The organism is Acidimicrobiales bacterium (assembly GCA_036491125.1).
GTDB lineage: Bacteria > Actinomycetota > Acidimicrobiia > Acidimicrobiales > AC-9 > AC-9.
In genome coordinates this window covers 1-17,057 of record DASXCO010000167.1, presented here as the reverse complement: position 1 = coordinate 17,057, position 17,057 = coordinate 1, and the positions used below count along the sequence as shown (strand labels likewise).

Below are 17,057 nucleotides of genomic sequence, written 5' to 3'. Positions count from 1 at the left end.
CGTGGTGCGGGTCTCCGAGACCGAGGCGCTCCTGGCGGTGATCGACGGGCTCGGCCACGGCCCGGAGGCGGCGACCGCCGCCGAGCACGCGGTGGACGTGCTGCGGGAGAACCCGGCCGAACCGGTGGAGGTGCTCCTCGTGCTGTGCCACGCGGCGTTGGCGCGCACGCGCGGCGCTGCGATCACGGTGGCGAGCATCAAAGCCGCGACCGGGTCGATGAGCTGGCTGGGCGTGGGCAACGTCGAGGCGGTGCTCCTCCGGGGCGTCCCCTCAGGCAACGCGCCCGGCAGCTCGTCCCGAGAGTGGGCGTTGCTCCTCGGTGGCATCGTGGGACAGCAGCTCCCGACGCTGCGCCCGCGGACCGTCGACCTCCAGCCCGGCGATCTGCTGCTGATGGCCAGTGACGGCATCGCCAGGTCGTTCACCGAGGAGGCCAGCGTGGCGGCGGCACCGACCCGATTGGCCGACCGCATCCTCGAGACAATGGCCCGGCCGAACGACGACGCCCTGGTGCTCGCCGCCCGCTACGGGAGGAATGGGTCGTGAGCGAGGCAATCGAAGTGTTCCGTCAGGACTACGAGGCGGCGCTGGCAGAGCATCTCGCCTCCCGGAGCGAGGCGGGGCTGAGCGTCGCCTACGAGCTGGGCCGGCGGGCGATGTCGGAGGGGACCAGCCTGCTCGAGATCGCCAGCATCCACCTGGCGGCTGTGGGTCGGCCGCGGGGCGTTGGGGTGGTGACGGGGGACGCAGAGGCGAGGGCGGAGGCCGGCACGCAGTTCCTGCTCCAGGGTATGGCCGCATTCGACATGGCCCAGCGAGGCTTTTGGGAAGCCCAGGAGCGCACGCGGGTCGAGCAGGGCCACGTGGCTCGCCTCCAGACGCTGGCCGAGGCGTCGGTCGCAGTCATCGCCCGTCCGTCGCTCGCCGACCGGTTCCCGGAGATCGCCAAGCAGGCACTGGTGGTCGCCGGAGGAGGAGAGGCGGCGATCCAGTTCCACGCCGAGGACGGAGTCATGGAGTCGTCCACCTCGGACGTGCCGGCGGCCGTCGCCGCGGCGATGACGAAGGTGGTCGAGAGCGGCCAGGCCCGACCCAGCGCCGTCGCCAACTGGCTCGCGGTGCCCATCACAGGTCCACGCGGGAGCACCTCCGGCGTCGTCGCGGTGTGGGGAAGTCGCGAAGGTCTGGGCCCGATCGACGAGGCCATCCTCGCCCAGTTCGCCCAGATGGCCTCGGAGGCGCTTCACAACGCCCAGGTCTACGAGGAGATGCGGCGCATCGCCGTCACCCTCCAGCACAGCCTTCTCCCCAAGGCCCTACCCGAGCTGCCGGGCCTTGTCCTCGGGGCCCGTTACCTGCCCGGCAGCGCCGGGCTGGACGTCGGGGGGGACTGGTACGACGTCTTCCCGCTGGGAGCCGGTCGTCTCGGGGTCGTCATCGGCGATGTGGTCGGGAGGGGTGTACCCGCCGCCGCCATCATGGGCCAGCTGCAGTTGGCGGTGCGGGCGTGCGCCCTCGAAGGCGGGTCGCCGGCGACGGTCGTGAACCGGGTCAACAACCTGATCCAGAACCTCGACGTGCCCCAGATGGCCACGCTCATCTTCGGCGTGGTGGAGCCGGACAGCTCGACCCTCAGCCTGACGAGCGCCGGTCACCCTCCACCGCTCGTCGTGGAGCGGGACGGCACGGCTCGCTTCCTCTCCCTCCATCCCGTCGCCCCGCTGGGCATCGAGCCGGGCACGGCCCGGGAGACGGTCGAAGTGCTCCAGCCGGGCTCGACCGTCGTCCTCTACACCGACGGCCTGGTCGAGCGGCGGGGGGCGACGATCGACGACGGCCTGGAGAACCTGCTGCGGGCGGCTTCCGGCTCGAACGGCGACGTCGAGGCGCTGTGCGATCGCCTGGTCCACGCTCTCGGCGCCGAGGCCTCGTCGGACGACGTCGCCCTGCTGGCGCTGCGGCTCACGCCGCCCGAGCGCGAGCGGTTCGAGCTGAACATGCCGGGCGATCCCCGGCTGCTCGCGCCCGCCCGTCGGGCGCTGCGGCAATGGCTCTCCCAAGCCGGAGCAGAACGTGGAGAGGTCGAGGACCTGGTGCTCGCCTGCGGCGAGGCTGCCGCCAACGCGCTCGAGCACGCCTACGGCCCTGGGGAGGACGGGGTCCTGCGGATCGAGGCTCTCGAGCGAGGCGGTGAGATCACGATCACTGTCAGCGACTCGGGTCAATGGCGTCCTCGCGCCGAACGCCCAGGCGGGCGGGGCTTTCACCTCATGAGCTCGCTCACCGACGAGGTGGAGGTCATCCCCGGCCCGGGCGGAACGGCCGTGCACCTCCGGCGCCGGCTCGGTACCCAGCCACGATCTCGGGAGCCGGCCTTCTCGGCACCGGGTGGAGAGCGCGACGACGGGCCCGCCGGGAACGTCGAGGTCGTGGTGGTACGCATCGAGGAGGAAGTCGACCTCTCGAACGCGGAGCGCCTCGGGGCTCAGGTGGCCAAGGCGGTGCCCAACTCCGCTGCCGGGCTCGTCGTCGACCTGTCGGGCGTGGACTACATCGACAGTGCCGGCATCAGCCTCCTGTTCAAGCTCAGCGAGCGGCTCCAACGGCGCCGGCAGCACCTGGCGGTCGTGGTCCCCGAAGAGTCCCCGGTGCGACGGGTGCTGGTCGTGAGCGCCTTCGATCGCGTCGTGGACCTGGCGTCGAGGGTCGAGGACGCCAGCTCACGGGTGCGGACTGCCGTGCGCTGAGGGCGCGAGCTGCGCTGGTCCTGGGCAACATCCGGGCGGGCAGACGTCGGGACGCGGCTGATCGGATCCCAAGCGACATCGCTCGCTCTCCGGTCGACCTCGCTCGGCGACGAGGTCGACGATCATGGCCACGAGCTCGGGGTCGGTGCCCACCGTCGGTGCCCGGTGGAGCCGAAGGCCCAGCTTGTCGCCCAACCCCTTGGCCTCGACGTCCAGGTCGAAGCGCACCTCCATGTGGTCCGAGACGAACCCGATCGGGACGAGCACGACGTCCTGCACCCCCGCCGCGGCCAGCGTCTCGAGGTGATCGCCGATGTCCGGTTCCAGCCACGGCTGTCCCGGCGAGCCGCTGCGGCTCTGGTAGACGAGATCCCACTCGTACCGCTCGCGCTCGCCGAGCAGCCCGCAGACCAGCCGGCAGGCCTCCCGCAGCTGCGCCTGGTAGTCGCTCGACCGGGCCATGGCCACCGGGATGCTGTGGGCGGTGAAGACCAGGCGGGTCCCTCGCCGGCGCTGTTCGGGTACGGCGGCGAGGGTTTCCTCCACGCGGCGCGCCATGGGTTGGACGAAACCAGGATGGTTGTAGAACGTCCGCAGCTTGCCCACCTCCGGGGCGCGATCGCCCACCTCGGCTCGGGCCCGCTCGATGTCGTCCAGGTACTGGCGGCACCCGGGATAGGAGCTGAAGGCCGAGGTGACGAAGGCGAGCGCCCGGCGAATGCCGTCTCCGGCCATCTGGCGAACCGTGTCGGCGAGGAGCGGATGCCAGTTGCGGTTCCCCCAGTAGACCGGGAGCTTCCACCCTCGGCGAGCCACCTCCGCTTCGAGCGCGGCGACGAGGGCTCGATTCTGGGCGTTGATCGGGCTCACCCCGCCGAAGTGGTGGTAGTGCTCGGCCACCTCGAGCAGGCGCTGGCGGGGTACGCCGCGCCCGCCGGTGACATTCTCGAGGAAGGGGAGCACGTCATCGGCGCTCTCCGGCCCGCCGAAGGACACCACCAGCAGGGCGTCGCAGCGATCGCCGTTCACGCCCGGCGAGCCTAAGCGCTGTGTTGCTGGCGGCTGCGCCGCCCCGGGCGGGGCCCCATCCCCGCCCTCCTCCGAAGCGGCGGGGGCCCCAACCCCGCCGCCGGCCGTAGAGCCTGCGGCTGGATCATCGGGCCGGCCTTCCGGGCCGGCCCGATTGGGGTCGCTGCTTGCGGCTCGGCCGCCCCCAGGCGGGTTGAATCCCCGCCTGGGGGTGGCGGGCGAGGGGAGTCGCTCGGCGGCGTCCCCCGACGGTCTACCGACCCTGGGCCGTGGTCTCGCGAGTCGCGTCGCGACTCTGGCCGTTGCCAGCGCCGTTCCCGAGGCCGTTGCGGCTGATCGGGAGCGGGCCGGTGGGTAGCACGGTCCGCTTCCAGGTCGCGTTGGTCACGCCGGCGAACGACGCGTACCAGGCGACCGCGCCGGTCAGGATCCCGACGTAGCCACCGATCTTCACCGTCTGGGTGCTCTGGGCGAGCTCGCCACCGGCCAGGATGGCGAAGGTGATGAACAGGGTCACGAACACCAGGGCCACGGCGGCCGTCGTCCTCAGAGAGGCGACCAGCATGTACAGGGTGAAGAACCCCCACACAGCAAGGAACAGACCCGTCGCCTGGAAGGCCGTCGACTTCGGCAGCCCTGGAGCGATGAACCTGGCATAGCCGGCGTAGGCGAGCCAGAAGGCTCCGAACGAGCTGAAGGCCAGCGCCCCGAACGTGTTGTTCCTCACGAACTCCCACATGCCGGCCAGCAGCTGGACGAGGCCACCGTAGAACAGGGCCAGGGGCAGGACGACCGTCGCCAGTGCGGCCGGGATCAGGTCGCCGTTGACCACGCTGAGCACGACGGTGGTCATGGCGAAGGCGGCCAAGCCGAGTGGGGCGGGGTCAGCGATCTCACGATGAGAGATCAGGCGGGGCGCCGCGGGCTCTTCCTCGCGGCCGTCGCCTCGCACCTCGCCGGATCTGTCGGACACGTACGCCATTATTCGTCACCTCTCTTTTTTCAACAGGGTTGCCGTGTGGGCTTGGAGAGAATCAGTCCTCCTTGGTGGCGCTCGCGGCTCGCGTGGCGATGTCGTCGATGACGGCCGCGTTGGCGAGCGTCGTGACGTCGCCGAGGTGGCGGCTCTCGGAGACGTCCTTGAGCAGACGACGCATGATCTTGCCGGAGCGGGTCTTGGGCAGCTCCGGGGTGAAGACGATCGAGGTAGGTCTGGCGATCTTGCCGATCTTGTTCGCGACGTGGTCGCGGAGGGTGTCGATGAGCGCCTCGTCGCCCGTCGCCTCGCCCTTCAGGGTGACGAAGGCGGCGATGGCCTGCCCCGTTCGCTCGTCCGCGCGTCCGATCACCGCCGCCTCGGCGACCATCGGGTGGTCCACCAGCGCGGACTCCACCTCGAGGGTGGAGATCCGGTGACCCGAGATGTTCATCACGTCGTCGACCCGTCCCAGGAGCCAGAAGTAGCCGTCCTGGTCCCGCTTGGCCCCGTCACCCGCGAAGTACACCCACCGGTTGGCCTTCGGATCGCTGAAGCGGCTCCAGTAGGTCTCGATGAAGCGGTCGGGGTCCTTGTAGATCGTGCGGAGCATCGCCGGCCACGGCCTGGTGAGCGTGAGGTAGCCCCCGCCGCCGAGTGGGACGCTGGCTCCCTGGTCGTCCACCACGTCGGCGCCGACGCCCGGGAAGGGGAAGGTCCCCGATCCGGGGCGGGTGGTGGTCAGGCCGGGGAGGGGCGTGATCAGGATCATCCCGGTCTCGGTCTGCCACCAGGTGTCGACGATCGGGCACCGCTCCCGGCCGATGACGGTGTGGTACCACATCCACGCTTCGGGGTTGATGGGCTCGCCGACCGTGCCCAGCAGGCGCAGGCTGGAGAGATCGTGCTTCTCGGGGTACTCGGGACCCCACCTGATCATGGTGCGGATCGTCGTCGGCGCCGTGTAGAGGATCGTCACCTTGTAGCGCTCGACGATGTCCCAGAACCGGTCCTTGTCGGGATAGTTGGGCACGCCCTCGTACATCACGCTCGTGCAGCCGTTGGCCAGGGGTCCGTAGACGATGTAGCTGTGGCCGGTGACCCATCCAACGTCGGCCGCGCACCAGTAGACGTCCGTGTCGGGATGGACGTCGAAGATGAGCCGGTGTGTGACCGCGGTGCCGACCATGTAACCGGCCGTGGTGTGCACGATGCCCTTGGGCCGGGCCGTGGTGCCCGACGTGTAGAGGATGTACAGCATGTCCTCGCTGTCCATCTCCGTGGCCTCACGGGTGTCCGGCTGTCCGGCAACGATGTCGTGCCACCAGACGTCCCTGCCCTCGGCCATGACCACGTCTTGTCCGGTGCGACGAAAGACGACCACCGTCTCGATCGAGGGGCAGTCGGCCACGGCGGCGTCGGCGTACTCCTTGAGCGGGAAGGCGGCGCCGTTGCGCCACGAACCGTCGCACGTGATGAGCGCCTTGCATTCGGCGTCCTGGATACGGTCCTTCAGGGCCTCGGAGCTGAAGCCGCCGAACACCACCGAGTGCGGCGCGCCCAGCCGGGCGCACGCCAGGAGGGCGACCGGGAGCTCGGGGACCATGCCCATGTAGATGGCGACCCGATCGCCCTTGGTCACCCCCTGGGCGGCGAGCGCGTTTGCGAGGCGGCAAACCTCGGCGTGCAGCTCGGCGTAGGTGATGGCCCGGCGGTCGCCGGGCTCACCCTCCCAGTAGAAGGCGACCTTGTCGCCGGCCGACTCCAGATGGCGATCGAGGCAGTTCTCGGTGATGTTGAGCTTGGCGTCGACGAACCAGCGGGCGAAGGGCGGGTTGGACCAGTCCAGCACCTGTCGGTGGGGGCGGCGCCACACGAACTGCTCTGACCGGCGAGCCCAGAAGTCCTCGAACCTCTCCCCCTCCTCGTAGATGGAAGGCGAAGAAGCCACCGCCCGGCGGACGAACTCCTCGGGCGGTGGGAACTCCCTTCGCTCGCTCAGGAGCGCTTCGATGGTGCTGGTGACGTCACGATTCGAGTCCGACATCGTCACCTCCAGGACCGGCGGCGTTGGCTTCCTGGTCTATGTCATCGATCAGCGCTCATGTCATACCCGAAGACATCCGTCCCCAATCCGGGCCGGGGCCGCGAATCGGGCAGGCCGGGGGCGCGGCGCGCGTCAGCTGCCGGGATAGGCCGCCAGGGCGGTGACGATCCGCTGCTCGACGTCGGCCAGATTCCCGGGCCCGTTGAGGATGAGGGCGAAATGGATCGGGTGGCCGAGGTCGAGCACCCCGGCCATGGCCGCGACGCCGTCGATGGAGCCCGTCTTTGCCGAGAGGTGCCCCTGGAGCGGCGTGCCCGCCCATCGGTTGACGAGCGTGCCCGACAGACCGGCCACGGGCAGACCCTGGGCCATGGCGTTCAGCCGCGGGTTGGTCGTGCCCTTGTCGATGGCCGCCAGGAGGGCGTCGCATGTGGTCCGGTTGTCGTGACTGAGCCCCGACCCGTCGACCAGGCTCGTGCCCGCAGTCGGGATCCCGAGGCCCTGGTCGACCTGGGTCACGGCCCGCAGCCCGGCCGCCGTGCTGCCGTCACCCTCGAGCTGCTTGCCGAGCGCCAGGGTCAGCATCTCTGCGGTGTGGTTGTCGCTCGCGCGCAGCATGGCCGACACGATCTGGCCGAGGGGAGGTGACTGGACGGTAGCCAGCACGGCGCCGGTCGGGGCCACGGCGTCGGGCGCCGGCACCGGCGGCGCGGCAACACCCCTGAGGGCGAGGAGACGGCTCAGCTGGCCCGCAGCGAAAGCGGGCGGATCGGCGGCCGGGAGGTACCTGTTCGCGTAGCCCTGCCAGCCCTGGTTCAGGTCGAGGGCGCTCAGGGGGCTGGCGTTGCCGGCAGCCACGTCGGCGGGGGTCCACTGCGGCAGCAGCCGCACAGCCGAAAAGCGCGAGTCGTCACCGTGGATCCCCCCCGGCACGGCGCGCACGCCCGCCGCCGCCAGCTGGTCGGCGAGGGACTCGAAGGGCGTCGTGGGCTGGCCCGCGTAGCGACGATCCTTGGTCCACGTGGTGGCGTAGTCGGCGGTGGCCAGCACCGGGTCGCCCGACCCGACCAACCAGAGCTGGCTGACGGCGCCGTTGCTGGGCGGGCCGGGGGCGACCGCCGTGGTCTGGAAGCGGTAGTCAGGACCGAGGACGGCGAGCGCCGCCGCGGCCACGAGGAGCTTCTGGGTCGAGGCCGGCGCGAACGGGGTGGCGCCCTCGACGTCGCCCGCGCGGGTGGCGCCATCCGCGGCGACGGCGCAGCCCGTGGTCCCGGCCAAGGCCGCTGTCAGGTCGCTCTGCAGACGGATCGCCGCCGGCGTCGGGGGCGGGGGCGGGGTTGGTGGCGCCGTGGTGGTGGGGGCGGACGCGCCCGGCACAGCGGCTGCTCCGAGGGCGGTGACGTGCCCGGTCCTCAGTGACGGCCGAGCCTGCGGTTCGGAGCCAGAGTGCAGGTAGATCCATCCCGAGGCGGCGGCGCCTTGCAGCACGGCCAAGCTGGCCAGCAGCGGGAGCATCCGCCGGAGCGGTCCTCCTCGGGACATCACCCGCCGCGTGTCCGCAGCGTTCACGACTGTGAGTACGCCGGTGACCTGGGCCTCCCCTGCCGAGAGCCCCTTTTCGGACAAACGGCACCTCGCCTCGGGGAAGCCCGACCGGATAGTTTGCTTCGCTAAGTAAACTGGCTGATGATGACGACAGCGCGCCACATCTCGACGGTCGATGGCGATGCCGAGCTGGCCGCCCGGCTGCGTCTCGTCGTGACCCGGTTGTCGCGCCGCCTCCGCCAGCAGGGCGAGACCGGCATCAGCGCCTCCCAGCTCTCGGCCCTGTCGACGATCGATCGCTGCGGACCGATGACTCTCGGCGACGTCGCCACCGCCGAGCAGGTCCAACCGCCCAGCATGACCCGGATCGTCTCCCATCTGGAGGAGAGGGGGCTGGTCGAGCGTCAGGTGTACCAGCGGGATCGACGGGTGACCCGGGTGCACGTGACCGGCGAGGGTCGGGAGCTCCTGCAGCTCAGCCGGACACGCAAGGACGCCTACCTGGCCCGCCGGCTGCAGACGCTGAATGACGGCGACCGGTTCACGATGGCAGCGGCCGTCGCCGTGCTCGAGCAGATCCTGGAGCGCGGCGAATGATGAGCGTGAAGGAGGCGACGGGGCGGACCTTCCGCTCGCTGGGGGTCCGTAACTACCGGCTGTACTTCGCCGGCCAGGTCGTCTCCGTGAGCGGCACCTGGATGCAGCAGGTGGCGCAGGCCTGGTTGGTGCTCCGGATCACCAACAGCGGGGTGGCCCTGGGGACGGTCACTGCGCTGCAGTTCCTTCCGGTCCTGCTCGGTGGCGCGTGGGGCGGGGTCATCGCCGACCGCTTCGACAAGCGCCGGGTGCTGTTCGGCACGCAGGCGACGGCGGGACTGCTGGCATTGGTCCTGGGCCTCCTCACCCTGAGCGGCGACATCCAGCTCTGGATGGTGTACGTGCTGGCCGCCGCCCTCGGTTGCGTCAACGCCGTGGACAACCCGAGCCGCCAGGCGTTCGTGCACGAGCTGGTCGGTCGGGCCGACCTGCCCAACGCGGTGAGCCTCAACAGCGTGCTGATGAACTTGGCACGGGTCATCGGTCCGGCCTTGGCGGCCGTCCTGATCGTCACGGTGGGCATCGCCCCCTGCTTCCTCATCAACGCTGCTTCGTACGTCGCGGTCATCATCGGGCTCGCCCTGATGCGGCGAGAGGAGCTCCTCGGCACGGGCACCGTCGCCAGGGCGAAGGGGCAGCTGCGGGCGGGTCTCCACTACGCCTGGTCCACACCCGAGCTGCGCAACCCGTTGCTCCTGATGGTGGTGATCGGCACCCTCGCCTACGAGTTCCAGGTCACGCTGCCGCTGATGGCCAAGTTCACCTTTCACGGCGGCGCCGGCGCCTACGGGCTGATGACCTCGTGCATGGCTGCCGGCGCGGTCGTCGGGGGACTGGCCGTGGCCAGTCGGGAGCGTCCCACGTCGAAGAGCCTGACGAGGGCCGCCCTGGCCTTCGGCCTCCTCATCCTCGGCGTCGCCGCCGCGCCCAGTCTCACGGTCGCGGTCGCGCTCCTCGTCCTCATGGGCGCGGCGAGCATCGCGTTCATCGCCATGTCGAACTCCACCCTCCAGCTGCGGGCCGACCCCGCCATGCGAGGCCGTGTCATGGCCCTGTTCGCGGTCGCCTTCCTGGGGAGCACCCCCATCGGCGCTCCCGTGGTCGGTGCCGTGGCGCAGGCCTTTGGACCGCGGACGGCGATCGCCATCGGTGGTGTCGCAGCTGTCACGGCCGCCCTGGTGACCGCGGGCCGCCCACTACGGGCGATCGTGTCGCGCTCCGAGGCGGACGCTGCCGGCCAGCAGGACGACCACGGCGAGTGGCAGCAGGACGACGGCCGCGACCCCGAGGCCGGCGAGGGCGGCGGCCAAGCCGATGACGACGAGGGCGCCGACCGCCAGCTCGGGCGTGTCGCCTACTAGGAAGTCCCACCAGAACCGGCCGAAGGCCTGGAGGGCGCGGCCAACCGTCACGGCACCTCGACCGAGTTTTCGAGCTGGCCGCCCGAACCGACCCTGACGCGGGCACGGCGCAGCGACGCGATGAGGCCGAACGTCACCGCGCCGTAGAGCGCGATGAGACCCAGGATCGAGAGATCGGTCCCCGGCCAGTCGACTCCCATCCCCTCTCCGGTCCAGAAGGTCCCGAAGCTCACGAGCATGATCCCTACGACCATCTTCAAGGTGTTCTCAGGCACCTCGACCAGGCGGCGGGCAAGCACCAGGCCAGCCAGCCCCACCGCCAGGGCTGCCGCCGCGGCACCGGCCGCTGCCAGGCCCAGGCGTCCGGAGGTCGTTCCGAGCGTGAGCACGATCATGACCACCTCGAGGCCCTCGAGGAGCACCCCCTTGAAGGCGACCGTGAACGCGGTGGCGTCGCGCCGCCGCCCCGTCGCCTTGGGGGTCCCCGACAGCTCCTGCACCTGGCGGCGGTAGATGGCGTCCTCGTCGTGGAGGGCCTTGTGCCCGCTGGCCCGCAGGATCGCCTTGCGCAGCCACTGCAGGCCAAGGATCAGCAGCAATCCGCCCACGACGACGCGCAGCACGTCGAGCGGCACGTAGCGCACGAGGGCGGGCCCGAAGGCGGCCACCACCACCGCCAACGCCAGGAGGGCGGCGCCCGCACCCTCCAGCGCCGATCGCCACCCCCTGCTCACGCCGGCGGCGAGCACGATGGTGAGGGCCTCGACCATCTCGACCGCGCTGGCCGCGAACACGGCGAGCACGAGGAGGACTGCGCTGGTCATGCGGCGCTGGTCTTCGGCTCTGTGCTGGGCCCGGTCGCCTTCGGCTCCTTGGGTAGACCGAGCACCCGTTCGCCCACGATGTTGCGCTGGATCTCGGCCGAGCCGCCCCAGATGGTCTCCGAGCGGGAGAAGAAGAAGGAGGCCTGGAGCGGGCTGACGGGGTAGTCCGCGCTGCCGCGGCGGCGGCCGATGCCCGGGACGAACTCGTCGTCGGTCGACCCCGTGAGGATCTGCCCGTCCATGCCCAGGATGGCGATGGCCAGCTGCATCGCCTCCTGGTGGTACTCGGACCAGAAGATCTTGTTGGTCGCGCCCAGTGCCACGGTGGAGCCGTCGCCTTTGAGGATCGACGTCAAGGTCCGCAGTCCGTTGATCTCCATGATCTTGACCTTGCTCCACGCCCGGGCCAGGTCCTGGCGCAGGAGGGGATCGGCGGACTTGCCGTTCTTCCGGGCCACGCCCACGATGTGGTCCAGCTCCTTCTGGAAGCGGCGGTGGCTGGTCGTGGCGGAGGTGCCCCGCTCGAAGCCGAGCGTGGTCATGGCCACCTTCCAGCCGTTGTTCACCCCGCCCACCACGTTGTCACGAGGTGCTCGGGCGTTGGAGAAGAACACCTCGTTGAACTCCGCCGATCCGTCGATCTGCTTGATGGGTCGGACCTCGATGCCAGGCTGGCGCATGGGTACCAGCAGGTACGAGATCCCGGCGTGCTTGTCCACGTCGGGGTCGGTGCGCGCCAACATGAAGATGTAGTCGGCGTGCTGGGCCTGGGTCGTCCAGACCTTCTGGCCGTTGATGACCCACTCGTCACCGTCGAGCTCGGCCCTCGTCTTCAGCGACGCCAGGTCCGATCCCGCGTCCGGCTCGGAGAACCCCTGGCACCAGGAGATCTCTCCGGAGAGGATCTTGGGGAGAAGCTCCCGTCGCTGCTCGTCGGTTCCCCACTGCAGGATGGTGGGACCAACCAGCGTGTCGCCGAAGAAGTCGGCTCGCATCGGCGCGCCGGCGCGGTCGAACTCCTCGTTCAGGACGACCTGTTCCATCGTGCTGAGGCCCTTGCCGCCGTACTCCTTGGGCCAGGAGGCGCAGATCCAGCCGCCCTCGCGGAGCTTGTCCGTCCACTGCTCGTTGAAGGCTCGGCGCTCCTCGGTGGACATGGTGAACCCGGGGTCGCCCCAGCCAGCAGGCAGGTTCGCCTCGAGCCAGGCTCGGATCTCGACGCGGAACTCCTTGGCCTCGGGCGGATAGGTCAAATCCATGGGATCGAGGGTAGTGCGCCGGTAGTACGCTGAGCCTCAGTGGCCACCAAGGTCCTCCATCTGTCGATGGTGGTGAAGCGCCCCCTCGTCGATCGAGCTGGCGAGAAGGTGGGCCGGATCGAGGACCTGATCGTTCGCCTGGGCGAGGACGGGGCCTACCCGCCGATCATGGGGGCCCTGGCCAAGATCGGTGGCCGAGAGCTGTTCGTGCCCATCGACCAGATCGCCGGCATCGAGTCAGGTCGGGTGCAGCTCCAGGGCGAGCGCCTGAGCCTGCGGCGCTTCGAGCGACGGCCAGGTGAGGTGCTGCTCGGGCGCGATCTCTCCGCCCGCCACCTGATCAACGTGGTGGGCGCCCGGCTCGTCAGGGCAAACGAGATCGAGCTGGCGTGCATCGACAGCAGGTGGGCGGTCGTCGGCGTCGACGCCAGCACCCGTCCCGTGCTGCGCCGCCTGCTTCCCCGCCCCTTTCGACAACGGGTCGAGCCTGGTCCCATCCTCGATTGGTCCAGCGTCGAGCCGTTCGTGGGTCACGTGCCAACGGCGCGGCTCCGCCTGACCCACCGCAAGCTGGCCCGCCTCCATCCCGCCCAGATCGCCGACCTGGTGGAGGCGGCCTCACACGACGAGGGCGAGGAGATCATCGAGGCGGTCGGCCAGGACAGGGAGCTCGAGGCCGACGTCTTCGAGGAGCTCGACCCCGAGCACCAGCAGGAGTTCGTGCAGACGCGCTCGGACGCCGAGGTGGCCGCCCTCCTCGCCAAGATGGCGCCCGACGACGTCGCCGACTTTGTCACCGGTCTGGACCAGGAGCGCCGGCTGCCGGTGCTCGAGCTGCTGCCGACCGAGCTCGAGCGCAAGGTGCGCTCGCTGCTCAGCTACAACCCGGAGACCGCGGGCGGCCTCATGAGCCCGGACTTCCTCGCCATGCCGCGCTCGACCCCGGTGAGCGTAGCCCTGGAACGCGTGCGCACGACCGAGGTCCCACCCGAGGCTCTCGGGGTGGTGTACGTCACCGACGACGCGCAGTGTCTGTGCGCCCTGACCCCCCTGGCCGGCCTGGTGCGAGCTGACCTTGCCGCCTCCATCGATGACGTCGCCGAGCACGAGCCGGTCATGATCCGGCCCGACGCCGACGTGCACGAAGTCGTTCGGAAGATGACCGACTACAACCTCAGCGTGCTACCGGTCGTCGACGACTCGTGCCGCATGATCGGCCAGATCACCGTGGATGACGTCCTCGAGCTGCTCCAACCCAGCGGTTGGAAGGGCGACTTCGGGCTGTCGGCGCCGGACTGAGCCCATCGACACAGCTGTAACGGCTAAGTTGGAGGTTGCAAGCCAGTCGCGCCTCGTTCGGTGAGGTGGCTGCTCAGACACAGGCCACTGACCCCACCTGTCGAGAGACACTCCGGGTCAGACCAGATCACTCCGGCTCAAGGGGTGACCCAAAGTGGCTGGCCCCCTGGGGCTTACGCTGGGCAGTGCCAAAGCTCTGACGAGTAGGGGTGCTCCGGGGCCTCATGGCCGCGGGAGTCCGGGTGCCCACCGGACGCCGCCCCTCTTCGGTGTGCCTGGGCCGTGGGCCGGACAAGGAGCACGCGCTGAACGCCGACAGTTGGTTACGAACCGCTTCGGCGCGCAGGCTGGAGGGCTCGGCCGTATAGCCGGGTGGCCCGAGGGCAGGCGCGTCGAGGTTCGCCCGAGGCGTCCTGACGGAGGAGGTCACCGCGCCATGGCTGAGGAGATCCGCGCCCCAGGGGTCCAGACGGCCTCGCCGGTCCTCGACGATGCCCATCTCGGCGACATCGAAGGGGCGCTGGGGACGATCGGCCAGCACGACCTGGCCCCACGCCGCTCGGTGCGGGGTCGGTTGCTCACGCTGGCCGCCATCGTGGGACCCGGCCTCATCGTGATGGTCGGAGACAACGACGCCGGCGGGGTGGCCACCTACTCCCAGGCGGGACAGAACTACGGGACCAGCCTCCTGTGGACGCTCCTGCTCCTCATCCCTGTCCTGATTGTCAACCAGGAGATGGTGGTGCGCCTCGGCGCCGTCACCGGTGTCGGCCACGCCCGGCTCATCATCGAGCGCTTCGGCAAGTTCTGGGGCGCTTTCTCGGTCGGCGACCTCTTCCTCCTCAACTTCCTCACGATCACGACCGAGTTCATCGGCGTCAGCCTGGCCCTCAGCTACTTCGGGGTGAGCAAGTACTGGTCGGTACCGATCGCCGCTGTCGCCCTCGTGGCGATCACCGCCAGCGGCAGCTTCCGCAGGTGGGAGAGATTCATGCTGGTCTTCGTGGCGGTGAACTTCATGGTCATCCCGCTGCTCGTCATGAGCCATCCTCAGGTCGGCCCGATCGTGCGCGACACCTTCGTGCCCGGCATTCAAGGAGGCGTCAACTCGACCTCGATCCTGCTCATCATCGCCATCGTGGGCACGACGGTCGCTCCCTGGCAGCTGTTCTTCCAGCAGTCCAACATCATCGACAAGCGGATCACGCCTCGCTGGATCAACTACGAGCGGGCGGACACCGTGATCGGCTCGTTCGTCACGGTGATCGCGGCGGGGGCACTCGTCGTGACGGCCGCCTTCGCCTTTCGGCACACCTCCTTGTTCGGCCAGTTCGGTGACGCGGGCACGGTCGCCACCGGCCTCGCCCACCAGCTCGGTCGCACCGCAGGCGACCTGTTCGCCATCATCCTCCTCAACGCCTCGATCATCGGCGCCTCGGCCGTCACCCTGTCGACGTCCTACGCCTTCGGTGATGTCTTCGGGGCCCGACACTCTCTGCATCGCGGCATCCGGGACGCCAAGTTCTTCTACGCCACCTTCGCCCTCCTCGTCTCTCTGGCCGCTTCCATCGTCCTGATCCCCGGCGCTCCGCTCGGTCTCATCACCACCTCTGTCCAGGCCCTCGCCGGCGTCCTGCTGCCGAGCGCCACGGTCTTCCTGCTCTTGCTGTGCAACGACAAAGCCGTGCTCGGCCCCTGGGTCAACCGCCCGTGGCTGAACGGCGTGGCCAGTGTGATCGTGGGGACCCTGCTCGTCCTCTCGCTCATCCTCATGGCGACCACCGTGATCACGGGGATCGACGTGCCACTCCTGCTCATCGCGCTGTTCGCCGTGCTGGCGCTGGCCCTCTCTGTGGCCGGGCTCATGACGCTCCGCAGCCGCGGTCGCGTGCCGGCCGAGCCAGAAGAGGGGGCACCGAGGCGGGAGACGTGGAGGATGCCGCCACTCGCCCTGGTGGCCCGGCCCACCTGGTCCAGGGGACGCAGGTTCGCCATGTACACCCTGCGGGTGTACCTCGTGGTGGCCGTGGTGCTGCTGATCGTGAAGTCGGTGCAGCTCGGCACCGGCGGCTGAGGGCGCGACGGCCCTGTTTGCCCGACGGCCCTGTTTGCGCAGCTGCCCCACCTCAGGAGAGGCTCTCCGCTCATGCATGGGTCTCCCCGACGGCTCCGGATCGCGTTCCTCGCCTATCGGGGCAACCCGCACTCGGGGGGTCAAGGTGTGTACACCCGCTATCTCACCAGGGAGCTGACCGCCCTCGGCCACCACGTCGAGGTCCTGGCCGGCCCCCCGTACCCGCTCCTCGACGATGACGTGCCGCTCGTCGAGGTGCCCAGCCTCGACCTGTACCGAGAGCCGGACCCCTTTCGGATCCCCCACCCCCGCGAGGTGCGCAGCCGCGTCGACGTGCTCGAGTTCGCCCTCATGTGCACCGCCGGGTTCCCCGAGCCGCTCACCTTCAGCTTGCGGGCGCGGAAGGTCCTGGCGGGGCGGCGGGACGACTTCGACATCGTCCACGACAACCAGTGCCTGGGTCGGGGCCTGCTGGGAATGATGGAGGACGGCTGGCCCATCGTCGCCACCGTGCACCATCCGATCACGGTGGACCGCGACCTGGAGCTGGCCCACGCCCGGAGCCTCCGCCGCCGCCTCATCCTCAGGCGCTGGTATGGGTTCGTCGGCATGCAGCTCGAGGTCGCCCGCCAGCTTCCTCGCGTCGTGACCGTTTCGGCATCGTCGAGGTCCGACATCGTCGAGCACATGGGCGTGGCGCCGTCGCGGCTGTCCGTGGTGCCGGTGGGCGTTGACGACACGCTTTTTCGCCCGCAGCCCGGTGTCGCCCGGGTGCCCGGCCGCCTGATGACGACCGCCAGCGCCGACGTGCCGCTGAAGGGCCTCGTCCCGCTGCTCGAGGCCCTGGCCAAGGTCCGCACCGAACGCCCCGCCGAGCTCGTCGTGATCGGCGAGCCTCGCGCCGCCAGCCAGGTCGGCGCCACGATCAAGCGCCTCGGGCTCGAGGAAGCCGTGCGCTTCGTGAGCAAGGTGACCGACCAGCGCATCGTGCAGCTGTACGCCGAGGCCGAGGTGGCGGTCGTGCCCTCGCTCTACGAGGGCTTCTCGCTGCCGGCCGTCGAGGCCATGGCCTGCGGTGTGCCGGTGGTGGCCACGACCGGTGGGGCGCTGCCCGAGGTGGTCGGTACCGATGGCGTCACCGGGCTGCTGGTGCCGCCCGGCGATCCGAGCGCTCTGGCCATGGCGATCGGCACCGCCCTGGACCAACCTGGGCTCCGGGCCCGCATCGGGGCCGCCGGCCGAGCCCGCGTGCTCGAGCGCTTCACCTGGGCGGCCGCCGCCCGTGCGACCGTCGAGCA

The 17,057-nt window shown here is 70.1% G+C and carries 13 protein-coding genes and 1 riboswitch; of the genes, 7 read left to right on the top strand and 6 right to left on the bottom strand.

Annotated features, from left to right (window positions below):
• Positions 1-547 (top strand): SpoIIE family protein phosphatase (locus VGF64_13050; protein HEY1635682.1); only part of this gene is annotated, 547 nt, incomplete at its 5' end.
• Positions 544-2,748 (top strand): anti-sigma factor antagonist, encoded by a 2,205-nt coding sequence (locus tag VGF64_13045; protein ID HEY1635681.1) that lies wholly within the window; start codon positions 544-546, stop codon positions 2,746-2,748. The genes VGF64_13050 and VGF64_13045, both read left to right, overlap by 4 nt.
• On the opposite strand, the gene VGF64_13040 is transcribed toward VGF64_13045, so the two are convergent.
• From VGF64_13040 to dacB, 4 genes are all read right to left on the bottom strand, one after another.
• A complete protein-coding gene (locus VGF64_13040) occupies positions 2,722-3,777 on the bottom strand; it encodes a ferrochelatase (protein HEY1635680.1) in 1,056 nt (351 codons plus the stop codon). The genes VGF64_13045 and VGF64_13040 overlap by 27 nt on opposite strands.
• A gap of 253 nt (positions 3,778-4,030) precedes the next feature.
• Positions 4,031-4,759 carry an acetate uptake transporter gene (locus VGF64_13035; protein HEY1635679.1) on the bottom strand — a complete coding sequence of 243 codons (729 nt, stop codon included), beginning with the start codon at positions 4,757-4,759 and terminating at the stop codon, positions 4,031-4,033.
• Between the two features lie 52 nt (positions 4,760-4,811).
• Positions 4,812-6,800 (bottom strand): acetate--CoA ligase, encoded by a 1,989-nt coding sequence (gene acs / locus VGF64_13030; GenBank protein HEY1635678.1) that lies wholly within the window; start codon positions 6,798-6,800, stop codon positions 4,812-4,814.
• Positions 6,801-6,932: 132 nt separating this feature from the next.
• Positions 6,933-8,315, bottom strand: a complete 1,383-nt coding sequence (gene dacB / locus VGF64_13025) for a D-alanyl-D-alanine carboxypeptidase/D-alanyl-D-alanine-endopeptidase (protein HEY1635677.1) — start codon at positions 8,313-8,315, stop codon at positions 6,933-6,935.
• 174 nt (positions 8,316-8,489) lie between these two features.
• On the opposite strand from dacB, the gene VGF64_13020 reads away from it, so the two are divergent.
• Complete coding sequence (locus VGF64_13020; protein ID HEY1635676.1) at positions 8,490-8,942, top strand: MarR family transcriptional regulator; 453 nt, start codon at positions 8,490-8,492, stop codon at positions 8,940-8,942.
• On the top strand, positions 8,942-10,303 hold the full coding sequence (locus VGF64_13015; GenBank protein ID HEY1635675.1) for an MFS transporter: 1,362 nt from the start codon (positions 8,942-8,944) through the stop codon (positions 10,301-10,303). Before VGF64_13020 ends, VGF64_13015 begins: the two co-directional genes overlap by 1 nt.
• A 47-nt stretch (positions 10,304-10,350) precedes the next feature.
• Here the strand turns inward: VGF64_13015 and VGF64_13010 are convergent, their stop codons facing one another.
• Both VGF64_13010 and VGF64_13005 read right to left on the bottom strand, forming a co-directional pair.
• Positions 10,351-11,127, bottom strand: coding sequence for a hypothetical protein (locus VGF64_13010; GenBank protein ID HEY1635674.1), 777 nt, complete (start codon positions 11,125-11,127; stop codon positions 10,351-10,353).
• Positions 11,124-12,386 (bottom strand): acyl-CoA dehydrogenase family protein, encoded by a 1,263-nt coding sequence (locus VGF64_13005; protein HEY1635673.1) that lies wholly within the window; start codon positions 12,384-12,386, stop codon positions 11,124-11,126. Before VGF64_13005 ends, VGF64_13010 begins: the two co-directional genes overlap by 4 nt.
• Before the next feature lie 39 nt (positions 12,387-12,425).
• On the opposite strand from VGF64_13005, the gene VGF64_13000 reads away from it, so the two are divergent.
• From VGF64_13000 to VGF64_12990, 3 genes are all read left to right on the top strand, one after another.
• Positions 12,426-13,685 (top strand): CBS domain-containing protein, encoded by a 1,260-nt coding sequence (locus VGF64_13000; GenBank protein ID HEY1635672.1) that lies wholly within the window; start codon positions 12,426-12,428, stop codon positions 13,683-13,685.
• Positions 13,686-13,730: 45 nt separating this feature from the next.
• Positions 13,731-13,901: riboswitch (M-box (ykoK) riboswitch) on the top strand.
• A gap of 220 nt (positions 13,902-14,121) precedes the next feature.
• Positions 14,122-15,759, top strand: a complete 1,638-nt coding sequence (locus VGF64_12995) for an NRAMP family divalent metal transporter (protein ID HEY1635671.1) — start codon at positions 14,122-14,124, stop codon at positions 15,757-15,759.
• Between the two features lie 72 nt (positions 15,760-15,831).
• A partial coding sequence (locus VGF64_12990; protein ID HEY1635670.1) for a glycosyltransferase family 4 protein occupies positions 15,832-17,057 on the top strand: 1,226 nt, incomplete at its 3' end.

What these genes read in the sequence shown, in the direction of transcription:
- VGF64_13035 (HEY1635679.1), bottom strand. Translation starts at nt 4,759, where the DNA reads ATGGCGTACGTGTCCGACAGATCCGGCGAGGTGCGAGGCGACGGCCGC.
- acs (HEY1635678.1), bottom strand. Translation starts at nt 6,800, where the DNA reads ATGTCGGACTCGAATCGTGACGTCACCAGCACCATCGAAGCGCTCCTG.
- dacB (HEY1635677.1), bottom strand. Translation starts at nt 8,315, where the DNA reads ATGCTCCCGCTGCTGGCCAGCTTGGCCGTGCTGCAAGGCGCCGCCGCC.
- VGF64_13020 (HEY1635676.1), top strand. Translation starts at nt 8,490, where the DNA reads ATGACGACAGCGCGCCACATCTCGACGGTCGATGGCGATGCCGAGCTG.
- VGF64_13015 (HEY1635675.1), top strand. Translation starts at nt 8,942, where the DNA reads ATGAGCGTGAAGGAGGCGACGGGGCGGACCTTCCGCTCGCTGGGGGTC.
- VGF64_13010 (HEY1635674.1), bottom strand. Translation starts at nt 11,127, where the DNA reads ATGACCAGCGCAGTCCTCCTCGTGCTCGCCGTGTTCGCGGCCAGCGCG.
- VGF64_13005 (HEY1635673.1), bottom strand. Translation starts at nt 12,386, where the DNA reads ATGGATTTGACCTATCCGCCCGAGGCCAAGGAGTTCCGCGTCGAGATC.
- VGF64_12995 (HEY1635671.1), top strand. Translation starts at nt 14,122, where the DNA reads ATGGCTGAGGAGATCCGCGCCCCAGGGGTCCAGACGGCCTCGCCGGTC.